Below are 18,463 nucleotides of genomic sequence, written 5' to 3'. Positions count from 1 at the left end.
TGGCGATATTGTTAGAATATCCGCCCGTAAGCAAACGGCGTTAATGCCGTCTGAAACACATTAAGGTATGTTTATGAACAAATTTTCCCAATCCGGAAAAGGTCTGTCCGGTTTTTTCTTCGGTTTGATACTGGCGACGGTCATTATTGCCGGTATTTTGTTTTATCTGAATCAAACAGGTCAAAATGCGTTCAAAATCCCGGCTCTGTCGAAGCAGCCTGCAGAAACGGAAATCCTGAAACCGAAAAACCAGCCAAAGGAAGACATCCAACCTGAACCGGTCGATCAAAACGCCTTGTCCGAACCGGATGCTGCGAAAGAGGCAGAGCAGTCGGATGCGGAAAAAGCTGCCGACAAGCAGCCCGTTGCCGATAAAGCCGACGAGGTTGAAGAAAAAGCGGGCGAGCCGGAACGGGAAGAGCTGGACGGACAGGCAGTGCGTAAGAAAGCGCTGACGGAAGAGCGTGAACAAACCGTTGGGGAAAAAGCGCAGAAGAAAGATGCCGAAACGGTTAAAAAACAAGCGGTAAAACTGTCTAAAGAAACAGAGAAAAAAGCTCCAAAAGAAGAGAAAAAGGCGGCAAAGGAAAAAGTTGCACCCAAACCGACCCCGGAACAAATCCTCAACAGCGGCAGCATCGAAAAAGCGCGCAGTGCCGCTGCCAAAGAAGTACAGAAAATGAAAACGCCCGACAAGGCGGAAGCAACGCATTATCTGCAAATGGGCGCGTATGCCGACCGTCAGAGCGCGGAAGGGCAGCGTGCCAAACTGGCAATCTTGGGCATATCTTCCAAGGTGGTCGGTTATCAGGCGGGACATAAAACGCTTTACCGTGTGCAAAGCGGCAATATGTCTGCCGATGCGGTGAAAAAAATGCAGGACGAGTTGAAAAAGCACGGGGTCGCCAGCCTGATCCGTGCGATTGAAGGCAAATAATTATGAAGTTCAAACATCTGTTGCCGCTGCTGCTGTCGGCAGTGTTGTCCGCGCAGGCATATGCCCTGACGGAAGGGGAAGACTATCTTGTGTTGGATAAACCCATTCCTCAAGAACAGTCGGGCAAAATTGAGGTTTTGGAATTTTTCGGCTATTTCTGCGTACATTGCCATCATTTCGATCCTTTGTTATTGAAATTGGGCAAGGCATTGCCGTCTGATGCCTATTTAAGGACGGAGCACGTGGTCTGGCAGCCTGAAATGCTCGGTCTGGCCAGGATGGCGGCCGCCGTCAATTTGTCGGGTTTGAAATATCAGGCAAACCCTGCCGTGTTTAAAGCAGTTTACGAACAAAAAATCCGCTTGGAAAACAGGTCGGTTGCCAGAAAATGGGCTTTGTCTCAAAAAGGCTTTGACGGCAAAAAACTGATGCGCGCCTATGATTCTCCCGAGGCCGCCGCCGCAGCATTAAAAATGCAGAAACTGACGGAACAATACGGTATTGACAGCACGCCGACCGTTATTGTCGGCGGAAAATACCGCGTTATCTTCAATAATGGCTTTGACGGCGGCGTTCATACGATTAAAGAATTGGTTGCCAAAGTCAGGGAAGAACGCAAACTGTCAAACCGTTCTACGCAAAAATAACCTTATCCATCATACACCTGAAAGAAACCAAGCAATGGATTTTATGATTGTCCTGAAAGCCCTGATGATGGGTTTGGTAGAAGGTTTTACCGAATTCCTGCCTATTTCCAGTACCGGACATTTGATTGTGTTCGGCAATCTGATTGGTTTTCACAGCAATCACAAGGTTTTTGAAATTACCATCCAGCTCGGTGCGGTTTTGGCGGTAGTGTTTGAATACCGGCAGCGTTTCAGCAATGTGTTGCATGGCTTGGGAAAAGACCGGAAAGCCAACCGTTTTGTCCTTAATCTTGCCATTGCTTTTATACCTGCCGCCGTGATGGGGCTGTTGTTCGGCAAACAAATCAAAGAGTATCTGTTTAACCCCTTGAGTGTTGCAGTCATGCTGGTTTTGGGCGGTTTTTTTATTTTGTGGGTGGAGAAACGCCAAAGCCGAGCAGAGCCTAAAATTGCCGATGTTGATGCATTGCGTCCGATTGATGCGTTGATGATCGGCGTTGCCCAAGTGTTTGCACTGGTTCCGGGTACGTCCCGTTCGGGTAGTACGATTATGGGCGGGATGCTTTGGGGAATCGAGCGGAAAACGGCAACGGAGTTTTCATTTTTCTTGGCCGTTCCGATGATGGTTGCAGCAACGGCTTATGATGTCCTGAAACATTACCGGTTTTTCACCCTGCATGATGTCGGTTTGATTCTGATAGGCTTTATTGCCGCTTTTGTTTCCGGTTTAGTAGCGGTCAAAGCACTGCTGAAGTTTGTTTCCAAGAAAAACTATATCCCGTTTGCCTATTACCGCATTGTTTTCGGCATCGTCATCATAATATTGTGGTTGTCGGGCTGGATAAGTTGGGAATGAAACCATAAACCCGACCTGAAGACATTATTCGGGTCGGGTTTGTCTGGCGGGCTGATAAAATCAGGACAGGCGGGGCAATAGGTTTAAAGTCGATTGCCTGTTTTGAAGTCAGTGGTTTGTTCTTTATTTTCCGGCAATCAGGCAATAAAAAAGCACATGCCTTTTTACGGTCTGTGCTTTTTTATCTGGTGGAGGTAAGCGGGATCGAACCGCTGACCTCTTGCATGCCATGCAAGCGCTCTACCAACTGAGCTATACCCCCGAAAATCTGGTGGCGAATCAGGGACTCGAACCCCGGACACAAGGATTATGATTCCTCTGCTCTAACCGACTGAGCTAATTCGCCGTTTCGTGAAGTCGCTATTATATGTTTTTTTGTTTTTTTGACAAGCCGTATTTTTTAATTTTGAATTAGTTTCCTGTTTTTAAATGTTAAAAAGTTTATGCCGTCTGAAGCGGATTCAGATGGCATGAGGGTTAGAGTTTGTGGCAGATGTCGCCGAAGCGGAATCCTGCCCAGTCGATGCCGATATTTTTTCCGAATGCGATGACTTTAAATAGTTCGCCCATTTCGTGCTGGTCAATCAGTTTCTGAACGGCAGCAGCTTCACGGATGTAGGCGGGCGAGTCTGTTTTTCCCACTTGTGTCAACAGTTCGATTATGCCCAGATTCAGCAGAAAATGGGACTGGGGCAGATAGCCTGTCAAATCCAGTCCTGCATCCGTACCGGCTTGGGCGATGTCGGTAAAGTTGACGTGGGCGGTCAGGTCTGCCAATCCGATGAAGTCGAAAGGATTGTGGATAACGTGGTGTCGGTAGTGTCCGATCAATGTGCCTTGATTGCGTTGCGGGTGGTAATACTGCGCCACATCAAAACCGTAGTCGATGAATATCATGCCGCCGCGTTTGAGCCTTGAGGCAAGGGTGCGGATAAAGGCATATTGTTGCGGGTGCAGTTCGCTGGTGTAGGGATAATCTGTTTGAGGAAAATAGAGGGAAGCCGAGGTGGAAAGCGACGGATCGTGCAAGGGTTTTGCAGAATAGGCGAAACGACCGTTGTCTAAACAAACGCCGACATGCTCGAATGAGCCGCCTTCATTTTTACGGATGATTTCGACAGGCATGGCATCGAGTACTTCGTTACCGATGATGATGCCGTCAAATGTTTCCGGAAGCGCAGATAAGTGGACAATTTTTTGGGCGGCTTGAGGTGCGAGGGTCTGAATCAGGTCTTTCTGGCGAGCTGCTAGTTCCGGCGATATTTCAATAATATAGTAACGGTTGATGCCGTCCGAAATGCTGCCCAACAAATCGGCGGCAAGCTGACCGGTTCCCGCGCCGAATTCATAGATATTGCCCGCCGTTTGGGGTAGAAGTTCTTGAAGTTGGCGTGCCAGTGTCTGTGCAAACAGAGGGGTGAGGGTCGGTGCGGTAATAAAATCCCCGTTATTGCCGATTTTATGGCTGCCGCCGGTGTAGTAGCCGTATTGCGGAGTGTATAAAACCAATTCCATAAAACGTGAAAATGGAATCCAATTTCTATGCTTTTTGATTTCTTTGGCAAGGAGGGTTTGAAGGTTGGCTGAGGATTGTTGCGCGGCAGGGGAGGGGAGGGGGAGGGGGAGGGGCATGATAAATGTTATCTTGTGTAAATTTATTGGATTTCCCGATATATTACACGTTGGTACAGATGCTGTCATGGCTTTATTTTAATACTATATATTGATTTTTATTTAAAATAAATAGTATATATGGTAATTATTCACCTTTATTACTATGCCTTGTGATTGGCTGCCTGCAATTGGATTTTTCTATTTTGTTGTTTTTAAAGGAATTTAAAAAAACTTGATATATTAATGAAATTTTCCGTCCGTATTTGACCGAGTGTTTAAAATTTCTTATAGTGTCGATTGGTGGGGAATTGTGGGGCAAAGTGTCTCTTTTACCCTTGTGATTTTGATTTCGGCTTGGGACATGTCATGTTCGGCGGCGCACACGAATTAAGCATCGACAGTAAGGGGCGGTTGGCTGTTCCTGCCAAATTCCGCGACATTCTGTCGCGCCTCTATACGCCTGCCGTAGTGGTAACGCTCGAGTCGAAACATAAGCTGTTGATGTACCCTGTTGCGGAGTGGGAAAAGGTTGCGGCGCAACTTTTAAATTTAAAAGTGGCGGATAACCCTGTTTTACGGCGGTTTCAAAATCTTCTGCTGCATAACGCGGAAATTTTGGAATGGGACAGCGCCGGTCGGGTGCTGGTTCCTGCCGGACTGAGGAAGAGGGTGGATTTCGACCGTAAAGTCGTTTTGGTCGGTCGTGCCAACCGTTTGGAGCTTTGGGGTCGCGAGCAGTGGGAGGCTGAGATGGTTCAGGCTTTGGATGACGATCCTGACGAACTTGCCTTCCAGTTGAGTCAGACGGATTTGCAATTGTGATTGGAGCAGAAAGTTACCGGCATATCACGGTCTTGCTGAATGAGGCGGTGGATGCGCTTGCCGTGCGCGAAGACGGTATCTATGTGGACGGTACGTTCGGCAGGGGAGGGCATTCCCGGCTGATTTTGTCGCGTTTGGGCGATGCGGGGCGGCTGATTGTTTTCGATAAAGACCCGCAGGCGATTGCTGTGGCAGAAGAGCTGGCGCGTTCGGACAAACGGGTCGGTGTCGTGCATGGTGGTTTTGTTTCGTTTCAGACGGCATTGGATGATTTGGGTATCGGCAAGGTGGACGGTGCGTTGTTTGATTTGGGGATTTCGTCTCCGCAAATCGATGACGGCAGCCGCGGTTTCAGCTTCCGTTTCGATGCCCCTTTGGATATGCGTATGGATACGACGCGCGGTATGTCTGCCGCAGAGTGGATAGCGGTTGCGTCGGAACAGGATTTGCACGAGGTAATCAAGAATTATGGTGAAGAGCGGTTTAGCCGCCAGATTGCGCGCGCCATTGTTGCGCAACGGGCGGAAAGTCCAATCGATACAACCCGCAAGCTGGCGCAGATCGTGGCACAAAACGTCCGTACTCGTGAGCGGGGGCAAGATCCTGCAACACGTACTTTCCAGGCGGTCCGCATCTTTATTAACCGCGAGCTTGAAGAAGTAGGGGCAGTATTGCCGCAGGTCATGTGTCGTCTGAAACAGGGCGGACGTTTGGCGGTCATTGCTTTCCATTCGTTGGAAGACCGCATTGTGAAGCAGTTTGTCAAAAAATATTCGCAACACGCGCCCCTACCGCGCTGGGCGGCGGTCAGGGAAGCGGATTTGCCCGAGCCGCCCCTGAAAATCGTGGGCAGGGCATTAAAGCCGGGTGAGGCGGAAATTGCCGCCAATCCGAGGGCGAGAAGTGCGGTTTTGCGTGTGGCGGAGCGGACTGCCGGTCCGATACCGGAACAATAACAGAGAAAAACGTCTGAACGGCAATGAACAAATTGAATTTCCTTCTGCTGCTTGCGGTGTGTGTTTCCGCTTTTTCCGTTGTGATGCAGCAAAACCAGTACAGGCTCAACTTCACAGCTTTGGACAAGGCGAAAAAACAGGAAATCGCCTTGGAGCAGGATTATGCGCAAATGAGGCTGCAACAGGCGCGTTTGGCGAACCACGAAGCGATCAGGGCGGCGGCAGAAAAACAAAACCTCCATCCGCCGGTTTCGGGCAATACCTTTATGGTGGAACATCAAAGATAGAAGCAGCCTGTGTGCCGGAATCGGATTCCTGCGTCAGGATAATAATAACGAGAAGTAAAAATGTTGATTAAGAGCGAATATAAGCCCCGGATGCTGCCCAAAGAAGAGCAGGTCAAAAAGCCGATGACCAGTAACGGACGGATCAGCTTCGTCCTGATGGCAATGGCGGTCTTGTTTGCCGGTTTGATTGCCCGCGGACTGTATCTGCAGACGGTAACGTATGAATTTTTGAAAGAACAGGGCGACAACCGGATTGTGCGGACTCAAACATTGCCGGCTACACGCGGTACGGTTTCGGACCGGAACGGTGCGGTTTTGGCGTTGAGTGCGCCGACGGAGTCCCTGTTTGCCGTGCCTAAAGATATGAAGGAAATGCCGTCTGCCGCACAATTGGAACGCCTGTCCGAGCTTGTCGATGTGCCGGTTGATGTTTTGAGGAACAAGCTCGAACAGAAAGGCAAGTCGTTTATCTGGATTAAGCGGCAGCTCGATCCCAAGGTTGCCGAAGAGGTTAAAGCCTTGGGTTTGGAAAACTTTGTATTTGAAAAAGAATTAAAACGCCATTACCCGATGGGCAACCTGTTTGCACACGTCATCGGATTTACCGATATTGACGGCAAAGGTCAGGAAGGTTTGGAACTTTCGCTTGAAGACAGCCTGCATGGCGAAGACGGCGCGGAAGTCGTTTTGCGGGACCGGCAGGGCAATATTGTGGATAGCTTGGACTCCCCGCGCAATAAAGCCCCGCAAAACGGCAAAGACATTATTCTTTCTCTGGATCAGAGGATTCAGACTTTGGCTTATGAAGAGTTGAATAAGGCGGTCGAATACCATCAGGCAAAAGCCGGAACGGTGGTGGTTTTGGATGCCCGCACGGGGGAAATCCTCGCCTTGGCCAATACGCCTGCCTACGAGCCCAACAAACCCGGTCAGGCAGACAGCGAACAGAGGCGCAACCGTGCCGTTACCGATATGATCGAGCCCGGTTCGGCGATAAAGCCGTTCGTCATTGCAAAAGCATTGGATGCGGGCAAAACCGATTTGAACGAGAGATTGAATACGCAGCCTTATAAAATCGGCTCGGCACCGGTGCGCGATACCCATGTTTACCCTTCTTTGGATGTGCGCGGCATTATGCAGAAATCTTCCAATGTCGGTACAAGCAAGCTGTCTGCGAGGTTCAGTTCGGAAGAAATGTATGACTTGTACCACAGCTTGGGTATCGGTGTGCGTATGCATTCCGGCTTTCCGGGGGAAAGCGCGGGCGTGTTGCGCGATTGGCGGAAATGGCGGCCTATCGAACAGGCGACGATGTCTTTCGGTTACGGCCTGCAATTGAGCATGCTGCAATTGGCACGCACCTATACCGCGCTGACGCACGACGGCGTTTTGCTGCCGGTCAGCTTTGAAAAACAGGCGGTTGCGCCGCAAGGCAAACGTATATTTAAAACATCGACCGCACGTCAGGTGCGTGAGTTGATGGTTTCTGTAACCGAACCAGGTGGTACAGGTACTGCCGGGGCAGTAGATGGTTTCGATGTCGGCGCAAAAACCGGTACGGCGCGTAAGTTGGTTAACGGTCGTTACGTCGATAACAAACACGTTGCCACTTTCATCGGTTTTGCCCCGGCTAAAAATCCACGCGTGATTGTGGCCGTTACCATCGATGAACCGACCGCCAACGGTTATTACGGCGGCGTAGTGGCAGGGTCGCCCTTCAAAAAAATTATGGGCGGCAGCCTGAACATCTTGGGCGTTTCCCCGACCAAGCCCCTGACCGCCGCAGCCGTCAAAACACCGTCTTAATCCAAGTATCAACGAGATTGTTTTATGTTCAGCAAGTTAACCCCTTTGGCTGAAACCGGCATTCTGCCCCTGCCGTGTGCAAACGCGGCAGGGCGTTTGTTGCATTCAGACAGCCGCCAAATCAAACAAGGCGATATTTTCGTTGCCTGTCCGGGCGAATATGCCGACGGCCGCAGTTATATCCCCGCCGCCGTTGCCAACGGCGCGGCTTTTGTTTTTTGGGACGACGATGGCAAATTCGCGTGGAATCCCGAATGGAAAGTCCCCAATCAAGGCATCAGAGATTTGAAACACCGTGCCGGTATCTTGGCGGCACAGGTTTACGGCAACGTTTCAGACGGCCTCAAAGTCTGGGGCGTAACCGGAACCAACGGCAAAACCTCCATCACACAATGGCTGGCGCAGGCTGCCGATTTATTGGGCGAAAAAACCGCCATTATCGGCACAGTCGGCAACGGCTTTTGGGGCGCATTGGAAGAAACCACGCACACCACCCCCGCGCCCGTCGATGTCCAAACCCTGCTCTACCGTTTCCGCCAACAGGGCGCAACCGCCGCCGCGATGGAAGTTTCCAGCCACGGGCTTGACCAGTCGCGCGTCAACGGTGTGCCGTTTTGCAGCGCAATCTTTACCAATCTCACACGCGACCACCTTGACTACCACGGCACGATGGAAGCCTACGGCGCTATCAAGTCGCGCCTGTTTTACTGGCACGGCCTGCAACACGCCGTTATCAATGTAGATGATGAATACGGCGCGGAACTCGTAGGTCGTCTGAAAAAAGACTGTCCCGATTTGGTCGTTTACAGTTACGGCTTCAGCGAGCAAGCCGACATCCGCATTACCGATTTCACCGCCTCTTCAGACGGCATAGAGGCCGTATTCCAAACCCCGTGGGGTGAAGGGAAATGCCGCACGCGCCTGCTCGGACGGTTCAACGCGCAAAACCTCGCCGCCTGCATCGCCTTGCTTTGTGCCAACGGTTATCCGCTTGATAAAGTATTGGATGTGTTAGCAAAAATCCGTCCCGCTTCAGGTCGCATGGATTGCATCATGAACAGCGGCAAGCCCTTGGTCGTCGTCGATTACGCCCACACGCCCGACGCATTGGAAAAAGCACTCGCCACCTTGCAGGAAATCAAACCGCAGGGTGCGGCTTTGTGGTGCGTATTCGGTTGCGGCGGCAACCGCGATCGCGGCAAACGCCCGCTGATGGGCGCGGCAGCCGTACAGGGCGCGGATAAAGTCGTCGTTACCGGCGACAACCCGCGTTTGGAAAATCCGCAAGACATCATCAACGATATTTTGCCTGCTGTACCTAATCCTGAGCGCGTCGAAGCCGACCGCGCCGCCGCCATCCGTTATGCAGTCGAACGCGCCGCCGCAAGCGATATCATTCTGATTGCCGGCAAAGGACACGAAAACTATCAGGATGTACAAGGCGTGAAGCACCATTTTTCCGATTTTGAAGTTGCGGAAAAAGCGTTGGCAGGGCGGGGCTAAAATAGGAGGTACAAAGTTTTCAGACGACCTGACCGGCAAGAGGTCGTCTGAAACATTATGAATCTTGATTTATATAATCCGAATCTAAGGAAAAAGAATGGGTATTTACCGTTGCAATAAATGCGGTTGCATGAATGAGCATTACTACGAATCCGGAATGAGTGAAATTGCTTGTCCAAAATGCACGGCTCCGGTTAGGGTTTACGACACTTTATTTTTTGTCAGTAAATTGTTGGAACGTTATTTCTCGGTAAACCGGGAATTGCAGGCTTTGAAGCAACAGGAAGACGGCGGTGAGGAAAATGCACAACAAGATACCGGTTCGGAAAACCAAAATTATAATCTGCTGACAGGCGTTAATTTATCGGAAACCGACATTTTGGCTACTGAAAAACAGCATGAACCGATACGGCAATGGTTTGCCCGGGCCAATATTGTGCCGATGTTTAACTTACAGGCGGTCAATATGAGCGGTTTTTTTGATGAGGCTGCCGCTAAATTGGGCGGTAATTATCAGATTACTAAAAATATGTTGGGCCAGATTATTCGGGCATACGGCCACAACCACACAAGCATTAGTTTGGATATCGGCAAAATGTCTCAAAAAGACGGGCAGACAATGAATAACCTATGCCGGCAATTTTATAGCCATACTTTGTTTTCTAAGTATTTTTATCAGAAACAGGAAAAAATTGTCCGCTTGAACCTGCAACGTGCCACTGCCATCAAGCACTTTTTTTGTGGTGGTTGGCTTGAATGGTTTGCGTTGTGCAAAATGCTTGAAGAAGCAAAACAAAAAGGCAAGGATTATGCTTTTTCTTGCGCTAGAAATATAAAAATCGAATTCGACAATGAAGATAAACATGAGTTGGATGTCGTATTTTTACCGATGGGTAAAGAGCCGATTGTGGTGGAATGTAAATCAGGGGAATTCAGACGAGACATTGAAAAATATGTACGCTTGAAAAAACGATTGAATTTGCCGGATGACCGTTTTGTGATATTGGCTGCCGATTTAGAGGAAAGCCAGGCAGTAGCATTAGGCAGTATGTACGGTTTAACTTTTGTTACACCTAAATCTATGATGAAACATTTACAGATGGTTATGTGAGGCCGTCTGAAAAAACAAACGGAAGAAATCATGAAACCACTGGATCTAAATTTCATCTGCCAAGCCCTCGACCTTGCAATGCCGTCTGAAAACAAATCCGTGTCGCGCATCGTAACCGACAGCCGCGACATCCGCGCAGGCGATGTGTTTTTCGCATTGGCGGGCGGGCGGTTTGACGCGCATGATTTTGTTGAAGACGTATTGGCTGCTGGTGCGGCGGCGGTTGTGGTTTCGCGCGAAGACTGCGCTGTTCTGGATGGCGCGTTGAAAGTCGATGACACGCTTGCCGCATTGCAAACGCTGGCGAAGGCGTGGCGCGATAATGTGAACCCGTTTGTGTTCGGCATTACCGGTTCGGGTGGCAAGACGACGGTGAAGGAGATGCTGGCTGCGGTATTGCGCCGCCGTTTCGGCGATGATGCCGTGTTGGCGACGGCAGGCAACTTCAACAACCATATTGGATTGCCGCTGACTTTATTGAAATTAAACGAAAAACACCGCTATGCCGTCATCGAAATGGGCATGAACCATTTCGGCGAACTGGCGGTTTTGACGCAAATTGCCAAACCTGATGCCGCATTGGTTAACAACGCCATGCGCGCCCATGTCGGCTGCGGTTTCGACGGAGTGGGCGATATTGCCAAAGCGAAAAGCGAGATTTATCAAGGCTTATGTTCAGACGGCATGGCACTGATTCCTCAAGAAGATGCCAATATGGCTGTCTTCAAAACGGCAACGCTTAATTTGAATACGCGCACTTTCGGCGTCGATAGCGGCGATGTCCACGCGGAAAACATCGTGCTGAAACCTTTGTCGTGCGAATTTGATTTGGTGTGCGGCAACGAGCGCGCAGCCGTGGTGCTGCCTGTTCCCGGCCGTCACAATGTTCACAACGCCGCTGCTGCCGCCGCGCTGGCTTTGGCTGCGGGTTTGAGTTTGAACGATGTGGCGGAAGGCTTAAAAGGCTTCAGCAACATCAAAGGCCGTCTGAACGTCAAGTCCGGCATCAAAGGTGCGACCCTGATTGACGATACTTATAATGCGAACCCCGACAGCATGAGGGCAGCAATTAACGTGTTGGCGCGTATGCCTGCGCCGCGTATTTTCGTGATGGGCGATATGGGCGAACTGGGCGAGGACGAAGCCGCCGCCATGCACGCAGAAGTCGGCGCGTACGCCCGCGACCAAGGCATCGAAGCGGCTTATTTTGTCGGCGACAACAGCGTCGAAGCGGCGGAAACATTTGGCGCAGACGGTTTGTGGTTCGCCGCCAAAGACCCGTTGATTCAAGTGTTGCGCCACGATTTGCCCGAACGCGCCACCGTGTTGGTGAAAGGTTCGCGCTTTATGCAGATGGAAGAAGTGGTCGAGGCATTGGAGGATAAGTGAAAATGAAAAACCGACGTTTTTTAAAAGCCTTATTGCTGATTGCCGCACTGGTCGGTGCGTTTTATGCCGGAATGCGGACGCAGGCCTATCTTTATGAAGATTTATGTTTAGACTTGGGCGGTGGCAAAAATCCGGGGAGTTACCCGATTTGCGTGATTGAGAAAGTCCCTGCACGTTAATCTGCAAAAGCCGTCCGAAACCTTGTCGGACGGCAAGCCAACCTTAAACGGGCGCAAGCCCATGTAACGACAAAAACAAAAAAAGGAAGCCCCATGTTTTTATGGCTCGCACATTTCAGCAACTGGTTAACCGGCCTGAATATTTTTCAATACACCACATTCCGCGCCGTCATGGCGGCGTTGACCGCCTTGGCGTTTTCCCTGATGTTCGGCCCGTGGACGATACGCAGGCTGACCGCGCTCAAATGCGGGCAGGCAGTGCGTACCGACGGCCCGCAAACCCACCTCGTCAAAAACGGCACGCCGACGATGGGCGGTTCGCTGATTCTGACCGCCATTACCGTGTCCACCCTGTTGTGGGGCAACTGGGCGAACCCGTACATCTGGATTCTCTTGGGCGTACTGCTTGCCACCGGCGCGCTCGGTTTTTACGACGACTGGCGCAAAGTCGTTTATAAAGACCCCAACGGCGTGTCTGCCAAATTCAAAATGGTGTGGCAGTCAAGCGTTGCCATTATCGCCGGTTTGGCATTGTTTTACCTTGCCGCCAATTCCGCCAACAATATTTTGATTGTCCCGTTCTTCAAACAAATCGCCCTGCCGCTGGGCGTGGTCGGCTTTTTGGTGTTGTCTTACCTGACCATCGTCGGCACATCCAACGCCGTCAACCTCACCGACGGCTTGGACGGCCTTGCCGCCTTCCCCGTCGTCCTCGTTGCCGCCGGACTCGCCATTTTCGCCTACGTCAGCGGACACTACCAATTTTCCCAATACCTCCAGCTTCCCTATGTCGCCGGCGCGAACGAAGTCGCTATATTCTGCACCGCCATGTGCGGCGCGTGCCTCGGATTTTTGTGGTTCAACGCCTATCCCGCGCAAGTCTTTATGGGCGATGTCGGCGCGCTGGCATTGGGTGCCGCGCTCGGTACCGTCGCCGTCATCGTCCGTCAAGAGTTCGTCCTCGTTATTATGGGCGGATTATTTGTCGTCGAAGCCGTATCCGTTATGCTTCAGGTCGGCTGGTACAAGAAAACCAAAAAACGCATCTTCCTGATGGCACCCATCCACCACCACTACGAACAAAAAGGCTGGAAAGAAACCCAAGTCGTCGTCCGCTTTTGGATTATTACCATCGTCTTGGTATTGGTCGGTTTGAGTACCCTCAAAATTCGCTGAACCTATGCCGTCTGAACACCTTTCAGACGGCATTTGAACGTGCAAACCTGCGGCGGTAATCTGTCCCGTCTTATCGTTAACGGCGGCTGAAAAACCGCCCCATACCGAAATAGGAGAGAAAACATGAAACAGACAGTCAAATGGCTTGCCGCCGCCCTGATTGCCTTGGGCTTGAACCAAGCGGTATGGGCGGATGACGATGACGTATCGGATTTTCAGGAAACGCTCCAAGCTGCGGAGCAAGGGAATGCTCAAGCCCAATTAAATTTGGGTTGGATGTATGCCAACGGGCAAGGAGTCCGTCAAGACGATGCACAGGCAACGCAGTGGTTTCGCAAGTCTGCAGAGCAAGGGAATGCTAAAGCCCAATTTAATTTGGGTTTGATGTATGCCAACGGGCAAGGAGTCCGTCAAGACGATGCACAGGCAGCGCAGTGGTTTCGCAAGGCTGCAGAACAAGGGCTTGCCAGAGCCCAATTCGGTTTGGGTGTGATGTATTACGAAGGCGAAGGCGTCCGTCAAGACTATGCACAGGCAGTACAGTGGTATCGTAGGGCTGCAGAACAAGGGTATGCCGATGCTCAAAATAATTTGGGTCTGATGTATGTTAACGGGCATGGAGTTCGTCAAGATTATGCACAGGCAGTGCAGTGGTATCGCAAGGCTGCAGAACAAGGGCTTGCCAGAGCCCAATTCAATTTGGGTGTGATGTATGACAATGGGCGAGGCGTCCGTCAAGACGATGCACAGGCAGTGCAGTGGTATCGCAAGGCTGCAGAACAAGAGTATGCCGATGCCCAAAATAATTTGGGTGTGATGTATGAACAAGGGCAAGGCGTGCTCCAAGACCTCGCCCTTGCCCAAGAATGGTACGGTAAGGCTTGCGATAACGGAAACCAAGACGGCTGCGACAATTACCAACGCCTGAAGGCGGGTTATTGAACAGCCCGCGATGCCGTCTGAAAGCGGCTTGAGTAGGAGCGGACATCTTCCTGCTCAATATGATTTGTTTTAGGACAAAACCAAAATGACTTTTCAAAATAAAAAAATCCTCGTTGCCGGACTTGGCGGCACGGGTATTTCCATGATTGCCTACCTGCGCAAAAACGGCGCGGAGGTTGCCGCGTATGATGCGGAGCTGAAAGCCGAGCGCGTGTCGCAAATCGGGAAGATGTTTGATGGGCTGGTGTTTTACACGGGTCGTCTGAAAGATGCGTTGGATAATGGTTTCGATATTCTGGCGCTTAGTCCCGGCATCAGTGAGCGTCAGCCGGATATCGAGGCGTTCAAGCAAAACGGCGGGCGCGTGTTGGGCGACATCGAATTACTGGCGGACATTGTGAACCGTCGCGGCGACAAGGTGATTGCGATTACCGGCAGCAACGGTAAAACCACGGTAACGAGCCTGGTCGGCTATCTCTGCATCAAGTGCGGGCTGGATACCGTTATCGCGGGCAATATCGGCACGCCGGTTTTGGAGGCGGAATTGCAGCGCGAAGGCAAAAAGGCGGACGTGTGGGTGTTGGAGCTTTCCAGTTTCCAACTGGAAAACACCGAAAGCCTGCGCCCGACCGCGGCGACGGTGCTGAACATTTCCGAAGACCATCTCGACCGCTACGACGACTTGCTCGACTATGCGCATACCAAGGATAAGATTTTCCGAGGCAATGGCGTACAGGTTTTGAATGCGGACGATGCGTTCTGTCGTGCGATGAAGCGCGCCGGGCGCGAGGTAAAATGGTTTTCATTGGAACACGAAGCTGATTTTTGGTTGGATAAGGAAGGTCGCACCACGGGCGGGCTTCGCACTCTGAAACAAGGCAATGAAGATTTGATTGCCACGCAAGACATTCCGCTGCAAGGCTTGCACAACGCTGCCAACGTGATGGCTGCCGTGGCTTTGTGTGAGGCTATCGGTTTGCCGCGAAATGAATTGCTCGAACACGTCAAAACCTTCCAAGGCCTGCCGCACCGCGTGGAAAAAATCGGCGAGAAAAACGGCGTGGTGTTTATCGATGACAGCAAAGGCACGAACGTCGGTGCGACCGCCGCCGCGATTGCCGGTTTGCAAAACCCGCTCTTCGTGATTTTGGGCGGCATGGGCAAAGGGCAGGATTTCACGCCCCTGCGCGACGCGCTTGCCGGCAAGGCAAAAGGCGTGTTCCTGATTGGTGTCGATGCACCGCAAATCCGCCGAGATTTGGACGGCTGCGGTCTGAATATGACCGACTGCGCCACTTTGGAAGAAGCGGTTCAGACGGCATACGCCCAAGCCGAAGCGGGCGATATCGTGCTGCTCAGCCCCGCCTGCGCGAGTTTCGATATGTTTAAAGGCTACGCGCACCGTTCGGAGGTGTTTATCGAAGCGTTTAAGGCTTTGTGATGCCGTCTGAAACGCAAACGCCGTCATTGTTGGGCGGGAAGTAAAGATTTAAAATATTGATTGGGGATGTATCGCATGTTCGGACGGCATTATCTGCCGTCTGAAATTTTTGCCCTTTGCGGCAGATGCAAACAGAATGACAGGTGGTTTTTTTGAAGATTTCGGACATATTGGTAAAGGTGGGGAGCGGTATCCACACCGTGCTGCTCGACAGGCAGATTGTGCGCGACGGCAGGAAATTCGACACGCCGCTTTTGTGGATGTTGGTGTTGATGACGGTATTCAGCCTGCTGATGATTTATTCGGCTTCGGTGGATTCGGCGGTACGCGAAGGCGGCAGCCAATTCGGCTATGTCGGCAAACAGGCGGGATTTGTCGCTTTCTTTGCCTGTATATGCAGTTTACTTAGTTTTTGTAAGATGAAAACGTGGCGGTGGCTGGTGCCGTGGATATTCGCCAGTTCGGTTATATTGTTGGTCGCCGTGCTGCTTGTCGGCAATGAAGTCAATGGTGCGAAACGTTGGATTCCCTTGGTGATAGTCAATTTCCAACCGACCGAGTTATTTAAGTTGGCGGTCATCTTGTATCTGGCCAGCCTGTTTACCCGCCGCGAAGAAGTGTTGCGCAGTATGGAACACCTCGGCTGGCGGTCGATTTGGCGGGGGACGGCCAATCTGGCGATGTCCTTCACCAATTTGCAGGCGCGCCGCGAAACCAAAGAAATGTATAACCGCTTCCGATCGATTATCCTGCCTATCATGCTGGTGGCGTTCGGTTTGACGCTGGTGATGTTTCAGCCGGATTTCGGTTCGTTTGTCGTGATTACCGTCATTACTGTTGGGTTGCTGTTCCTTGCGGGTTTGCCGTGGAAATATTTTTTCATTCTGGTGGGCAGTGTTTTGACCGGGATGGCGCTGATGATTGCCGCCGCCCCTTACCGTATGCAACGGGTGCTGACCTTTCTCGACCCTTGGCAGGACAAACAGAACACAGGCTATCAGCTTACCCAGTCGCTGATGGCGATCGGGCGAGGCGACTGGTTCGGTATGGGTTTGGGGGCAAGTTTGAGCAAACGCGGGTTTCTGCCGGAAGCGCATACCGATTTTATTTTCGCCATTATTGCCGAAGAATTCGGTTTCTTCGGTATGTGCGTGCTGGTGTTCTGTTACGGCTGGCTGGTTATACGCGCGTTTTCCATCGGCAAACAGGCGCGTGATTTGGGGTTGACCTTCAATGCCTATATCGCTTCGGGTATCGGTATTTGGATCGGTATCCAAAGTTTCTTCAATATCGGCGTGAATATCGGCGCGTTGCCGACCAAAGGTCTGACGCTGCCGCTGATTTCTTACGGCGGTTCGGCAGTGGGGGTAATGTTTTTCAGTATTATGCTGCTGTTGCGCATCGATTATGAAAACCGCCGGAAAATGCGCGGTTACCAAGAGGAGTAAATCATGGGCGGTAAAACCTTCATGCTGATGGCGGGCGGTACCGGCGGTCATATTTTCCCTGCGCTGGCGGTGGCGGATTCGTTGCGCGCGCGCGGCCATCATGTGATTTGGCTGGGCAGTAAGGATTCGATGGAAGAGCGTATCGTGCCGCAATACGATATTCCGCTTGAAACGCTGGCGATTAAGGGCGTACGCGGCAACGGCATCAAACGCAAGCTGATGCTGCCGTTTACTTTGTATCAAACCGTCCGCGAGGCGCAGCGGATTATCCGCAAACACCGTGTCGAGTGCGTTATCGGTTTTGGCGGCTTCGTTACCTTTCCCGGCGGTTTGGCGGCGAAGCTATTGGGCGTGCCGATTGTGATTCACGAGCAAAACGCCGTGGCAGGATTGTCCAACCGCCACCTGTCGCGCTGGGCGAAACGCGTGCTGTACGCCTTCCCTAAAGCGTTTAACCACGAAGGCGGTTTGGTCGGTAACCCCGTCCGTGCCGATATTGCCAACCTGCCCGTGCCTGCCGAACGCTTCCAAGGGCGTGAAGGCCATCTGAAAATTTTAGTGGTCGGCGGCAGTTTGGGTGCAGACGTTTTGAACAAAACCGTACCGCAGGCATTGGCTTTGCTGCCCGACAATGCGCGTCCGCAGATGTACCACCAATCGGGGCGCAACAAGCTGGGCAGCTTGCAGGCGGATTACGACGCGCTGGGCGTGAAAGCCGAATGCGTGGAATTTATTACCGATATGGTGTCCGCCTACCGCGATGCCGATTTGGTGATTTGCCGTGCTGGCGCGCTGACGATTGCCGAGTTGACGGCGGCGGGATTGGGTGCGTTGTTAGTGCCGTATCCTCACGCCGTTGATGACCATCAAACCGCCAACGCGCGTTTTATGGTGCAGGCGGAGGCGGGATTGCTGTTGCCGCAAACCCAGTTGACGGCGGAAAAACTCGCCGAGATTCTCGGCGGCTTAAACCGCGAAAAATGCCTCAAATGGGCAGAAAACGCCCGTACGTTGGCGCTGCCGCACAGTGCGGACGACGTGGCGGAAGCCGCTATCGAGTGTACGGCATGATGACATGATGCGATAAACGAAACAGATGCCGTCTGAAAACCACGAAACCGGTTTCAGACGGCCTTATATTTTGTTTTTTCTGGTGTTTCGGTATATGAAATCGAGTTTGAAAATGGGCAGGAAAGCAGGGTTTGCCGCTGGGTGCAGCCTTATTTTTAACTATATTGCCATCGATATGAAATCCTGTATGCCGAAACATCTGTAATTTACAAGAAAACTATGGCGTAGAAGCGGATAGCCCTTTAAAATAACGCCTTTACGCATCGAAATCCACCGGA

18 protein-coding genes and 2 tRNA genes are annotated in these 18,463 nt (G+C 51.5%); 17 read left to right on the top strand and 3 right to left on the bottom strand.

The features are described 5' to 3' along the window. The first annotated feature begins 73 nt into the window (after positions 1–73). Genes ftsN through RDY34_RS04380 form a run of 3 tightly spaced genes read left to right on the top strand, consistent with a single transcriptional unit; the run spans position 74 to position 2,440 of the window. Positions 74–937, top strand: coding sequence for a cell division protein FtsN (gene ftsN / locus RDY34_RS04390; RefSeq protein WP_025456631.1), 864 nt, complete (start codon positions 74–76; stop codon positions 935–937). A 2-nt stretch (positions 938–939) separates the two neighbouring features. Next, complete coding sequence (locus RDY34_RS04385) at positions 940–1,584, top strand: thiol:disulfide interchange protein DsbA/DsbL (RefSeq protein ID WP_308072962.1); 645 nt, start codon at positions 940–942, stop codon at positions 1,582–1,584. 34 nt (positions 1,585–1,618) lie between these two features. Beyond that, positions 1,619–2,440 (top strand): undecaprenyl-diphosphate phosphatase, encoded by an 822-nt coding sequence (locus RDY34_RS04380; protein WP_003750278.1) that lies wholly within the window; start codon positions 1,619–1,621, stop codon positions 2,438–2,440. A gap of 186 nt (positions 2,441–2,626) precedes the next feature. On the opposite strand, the gene RDY34_RS04375 is transcribed toward RDY34_RS04380, so the two are convergent. From RDY34_RS04375 to RDY34_RS04365, 3 genes are all read right to left on the bottom strand, one after another. Continuing rightward, positions 2,627–2,702, bottom strand: a tRNA-Ala gene (locus tag RDY34_RS04375). Between the two features lie 7 nt (positions 2,703–2,709). Continuing rightward, positions 2,710–2,786 (bottom strand) — tRNA-Met (locus RDY34_RS04370). 131 nt (positions 2,787–2,917) lie between these two features. Next, the gene (locus tag RDY34_RS04365; protein WP_308072964.1) at positions 2,918–4,072 is read right to left on the bottom strand and encodes a class I SAM-dependent methyltransferase; all 1,155 of its coding nucleotides are present in this window, start codon (positions 4,070–4,072) and stop codon (positions 2,918–2,920) included. 348 nt (positions 4,073–4,420) lie between these two features. On the opposite strand from RDY34_RS04365, the gene mraZ reads away from it, so the two are divergent. From mraZ to RDY34_RS04295, 14 genes are all read left to right on the top strand, one after another. Then, entirely contained in the window at positions 4,421–4,876 is a 456-nt protein-coding gene (mraZ, locus tag RDY34_RS04360) for a division/cell wall cluster transcriptional repressor MraZ (protein ID WP_308074109.1), read from the top strand. Further along, entirely contained in the window at positions 4,873–5,832 is a 960-nt protein-coding gene (gene rsmH, locus RDY34_RS04355; protein WP_003750280.1) for a 16S rRNA (cytosine(1402)-N(4))-methyltransferase RsmH, read from the top strand. Before mraZ ends, rsmH begins: the two co-directional genes overlap by 4 nt. Before the next feature lie 23 nt (positions 5,833–5,855). Continuing rightward, positions 5,856–6,119: a cell division protein FtsL gene (gene ftsL / locus RDY34_RS04350; protein ID WP_002220363.1), complete on the top strand. Its 264-nt coding sequence runs from the start codon at positions 5,856–5,858 to the stop codon at positions 6,117–6,119. A gap of 60 nt (positions 6,120–6,179) precedes the next feature. Then, a complete protein-coding gene (penA, locus tag RDY34_RS04345) occupies positions 6,180–7,925 on the top strand; it encodes a peptidoglycan D,D-transpeptidase PBP2 (RefSeq protein ID WP_308074108.1) in 1,746 nt (581 codons plus the stop codon). A 24-nt stretch (positions 7,926–7,949) separates the two neighbouring features. After that, the gene (locus tag RDY34_RS04340) at positions 7,950–9,428 is read left to right on the top strand and encodes a UDP-N-acetylmuramoyl-L-alanyl-D-glutamate--2,6-diaminopimelate ligase (protein ID WP_308074106.1); all 1,479 of its coding nucleotides are present in this window, start codon (positions 7,950–7,952) and stop codon (positions 9,426–9,428) included. A 97-nt stretch (positions 9,429–9,525) separates the two neighbouring features. Then, positions 9,526–10,539, top strand: coding sequence for a hypothetical protein (locus tag RDY34_RS04335; protein WP_308074105.1), 1,014 nt, complete (start codon positions 9,526–9,528; stop codon positions 10,537–10,539). Positions 10,540–10,569: 30 nt separating this feature from the next. Continuing rightward, the gene (locus RDY34_RS04330) at positions 10,570–11,928 is read left to right on the top strand and encodes a UDP-N-acetylmuramoyl-tripeptide--D-alanyl-D-alanine ligase (RefSeq protein ID WP_308075198.1); all 1,359 of its coding nucleotides are present in this window, start codon (positions 10,570–10,572) and stop codon (positions 11,926–11,928) included. Positions 11,929–11,930: 2 nt separating this feature from the next. After that, on the top strand, positions 11,931–12,107 hold the full coding sequence (locus RDY34_RS04325) for a hypothetical protein (RefSeq protein ID WP_301817039.1): 177 nt from the start codon (positions 11,931–11,933) through the stop codon (positions 12,105–12,107). A 93-nt stretch (positions 12,108–12,200) separates the two neighbouring features. Beyond that, the gene (mraY, locus tag RDY34_RS04320; RefSeq protein WP_308075200.1) at positions 12,201–13,283 is read left to right on the top strand and encodes a phospho-N-acetylmuramoyl-pentapeptide-transferase; all 1,083 of its coding nucleotides are present in this window, start codon (positions 12,201–12,203) and stop codon (positions 13,281–13,283) included. 123 nt (positions 13,284–13,406) lie between these two features. Beyond that, a complete protein-coding gene (locus RDY34_RS04315; protein WP_308075201.1) occupies positions 13,407–14,225 on the top strand; it encodes a tetratricopeptide repeat protein in 819 nt (272 codons plus the stop codon). Between the two features lie 85 nt (positions 14,226–14,310). Continuing rightward, on the top strand, positions 14,311–15,666 hold the full coding sequence (gene murD, locus RDY34_RS04310) for a UDP-N-acetylmuramoyl-L-alanine--D-glutamate ligase (RefSeq protein ID WP_308075202.1): 1,356 nt from the start codon (positions 14,311–14,313) through the stop codon (positions 15,664–15,666). A 143-nt stretch (positions 15,667–15,809) separates the two neighbouring features. Next, complete coding sequence (locus RDY34_RS04305) at positions 15,810–17,114, top strand: FtsW/RodA/SpoVE family cell cycle protein (protein ID WP_308075203.1); 1,305 nt, start codon at positions 15,810–15,812, stop codon at positions 17,112–17,114. Positions 17,115–17,117: 3 nt separating this feature from the next. After that, on the top strand, positions 17,118–18,185 hold the full coding sequence (gene murG, locus RDY34_RS04300; protein ID WP_308074101.1) for an undecaprenyldiphospho-muramoylpentapeptide beta-N-acetylglucosaminyltransferase: 1,068 nt from the start codon (positions 17,118–17,120) through the stop codon (positions 18,183–18,185). 25 nt (positions 18,186–18,210) lie between these two features. Further along, complete coding sequence (locus tag RDY34_RS04295) at positions 18,211–18,390, top strand: hypothetical protein (protein WP_003752206.1); 180 nt, start codon at positions 18,211–18,213, stop codon at positions 18,388–18,390. Positions 18,391–18,463: the final 73 nt, after the last annotated feature.

This window comes from Neisseria polysaccharea, assembly GCF_963392925.1.
GTDB classification, from domain to species: Bacteria; Pseudomonadota; Gammaproteobacteria; order Burkholderiales; family Neisseriaceae; genus Neisseria; species Neisseria polysaccharea.
Note: the sequence above shows the minus strand (reverse complement) of the source record. Positions and strands in the feature narration are given on the sequence as shown.

Coding starts and splice junctions, on each gene's coding strand:
- ftsN (WP_025456631.1), top strand. CDS start 74: ATGAACAAATTTTCCCAATCCGGAAAAGGTCTGTCCGGTTTTTTCTTC.
- RDY34_RS04385 (WP_308072962.1), top strand. CDS start 940: ATGAAGTTCAAACATCTGTTGCCGCTGCTGCTGTCGGCAGTGTTGTCC.
- RDY34_RS04380 (WP_003750278.1), top strand. CDS start 1,619: ATGGATTTTATGATTGTCCTGAAAGCCCTGATGATGGGTTTGGTAGAA.
- RDY34_RS04365 (WP_308072964.1), bottom strand. CDS start 4,072: ATGCCCCTCCCCCTCCCCCTCCCCTCCCCTGCCGCGCAACAATCCTCA.
- mraZ (WP_308074109.1), top strand. CDS start 4,421: ATGTTCGGCGGCGCACACGAATTAAGCATCGACAGTAAGGGGCGGTTG.
- ftsL (WP_002220363.1), top strand. CDS start 5,856: ATGAACAAATTGAATTTCCTTCTGCTGCTTGCGGTGTGTGTTTCCGCT.
- penA (WP_308074108.1), top strand. CDS start 6,180: ATGTTGATTAAGAGCGAATATAAGCCCCGGATGCTGCCCAAAGAAGAG.
- RDY34_RS04340 (WP_308074106.1), top strand. CDS start 7,950: ATGTTCAGCAAGTTAACCCCTTTGGCTGAAACCGGCATTCTGCCCCTG.
- RDY34_RS04335 (WP_308074105.1), top strand. CDS start 9,526: ATGGGTATTTACCGTTGCAATAAATGCGGTTGCATGAATGAGCATTAC.
- RDY34_RS04330 (WP_308075198.1), top strand. CDS start 10,570: ATGAAACCACTGGATCTAAATTTCATCTGCCAAGCCCTCGACCTTGCA.
- RDY34_RS04325 (WP_301817039.1), top strand. CDS start 11,931: ATGAAAAACCGACGTTTTTTAAAAGCCTTATTGCTGATTGCCGCACTG.
- mraY (WP_308075200.1), top strand. CDS start 12,201: ATGTTTTTATGGCTCGCACATTTCAGCAACTGGTTAACCGGCCTGAAT.
- RDY34_RS04315 (WP_308075201.1), top strand. CDS start 13,407: ATGAAACAGACAGTCAAATGGCTTGCCGCCGCCCTGATTGCCTTGGGC.
- murD (WP_308075202.1), top strand. CDS start 14,311: ATGACTTTTCAAAATAAAAAAATCCTCGTTGCCGGACTTGGCGGCACG.
- murG (WP_308074101.1), top strand. CDS start 17,118: ATGGGCGGTAAAACCTTCATGCTGATGGCGGGCGGTACCGGCGGTCAT.
- RDY34_RS04295 (WP_003752206.1), top strand. CDS start 18,211: ATGCCGTCTGAAAACCACGAAACCGGTTTCAGACGGCCTTATATTTTG.